This window comes from Mucilaginibacter sp. P4_E8 (assembly GCF_056401495.1).
In genome coordinates, this window is the sequence record NZ_JBFUJG010000389.1 from 1 (window position 1) to 1,296 (window position 1,296).

The 1,296-nt window shown below is 35.3% G+C and carries 2 protein-coding genes; both read left to right on the forward strand.

Annotated elements, in window-relative coordinates:
- On the forward strand, positions 1 to 540 hold a 540-nt coding region (locus tag AC1DRQ_RS31635; protein WP_477430131.1), incomplete at its 5' end, for a hypothetical protein.
- 32 nt (positions 541 to 572) lie between these two features.
- The coding region (locus AC1DRQ_RS31640) for a hypothetical protein (protein ID WP_477430133.1) at positions 573 to 1,296 on the forward strand (724 nt) is incomplete at its 3' end.

A 1,296-nucleotide genomic window follows, 5' to 3' on the forward strand; every position in this document is an offset into this window, starting at 1 on the left:
TTATTCATGTGCTATTGGTTTATCTATAAAAGGCAATTTCAAATTTTCTTTTATCTGTGTATTGCCATAGTAGCTATATGTTTTGTTCTGCAGCTAAGTATATTCCAAAAGTTACTTGATAGTTTATATAATTTTGTTTTCGCGGGTAAAATGGACGGGGATAGCTCATCTTCAAGAGAAAGAGGGAAAAGCTTTATAAATCAGATTGAATACTGGGCAAACCTCAATGGATTTAGCCAGATGTTTGGGATAGGCTTTGGTTATGTACGTTCAACTGATTTCTTTTCAACCCTGTTACCCAATACCGGGATCATCGGATTTTTTGTTTTTACCTGGTTTGTTTTAAGGAATATTTGGCTTAAAATATCTGTACCCATCCTCACTACCTGTTACAGCGTGGGGCTGATCATCGTTTATTTGATAATGATGGTTTCTGTTCCTGAATTTGCTTATCCCTCATTGTGGATATTTATAGGTTTAGGCTTTGTACTGGAAAGAATAAGCCAGAAGCCCGAATTTAAAAAAGCTTTACTCAGCTAATATTTCCCTTAGTATTTAACCCCTGATATGTTATGTTAAAAGGTTGCAGCACTTTCCTCTCTGTTGCCCTATTATGCTTTGTTTGCACAATAGCTAAAGCCCAAAATACAGATAAATCTTTTGTATGGGGAATAAACGGCCATCCGTTAACCCAAAGAGATTACAGTAATAATTGGGATGAGCAAATAAGTGCTCTAAATGACCTGAAATTAAATAGCTACAGGCTTGATGTGTTGTTGGACCCCGACGGATATGCTAAAAAAGAACAATCCTTTATTGAAATTTTAAACGACTTAAAGAAAAATAATATTGCCGCATTGCCTGCAGTGATGCAAAGCGGGCTTAATAATGCAGATATAGATTCAATATACCAGAAAGGTTATAAACAAGGGATGAACTTTGGCACCCGGTATGGCGATTATTTATCGGTAGTTGAGGTGAATAACGAAGGGGATAATAAAATAAGGTTACGAAACAAGCCTGGAAGAATCAAGGATGGCGAATATGATACTGTAAAAGCAAAAAAGTTTATTGCTGGAATAAAAGGTTTTATTGATGGGCTAAAAGCAGCTAAACCTAATGTAAAGGTAACCCTGTCAGTTAGCTATACCCATTTTTATTATCTGCAGCTGCTAAAAGATAACCAGGTTAATTATGATATAATAGGATACCATTGGTACTCAAATATGGGCGACATCATAAATGTAAAACCAGCTTTTGGCAATGTGTTATCTTATATAAGTAAAAGGTTTAATA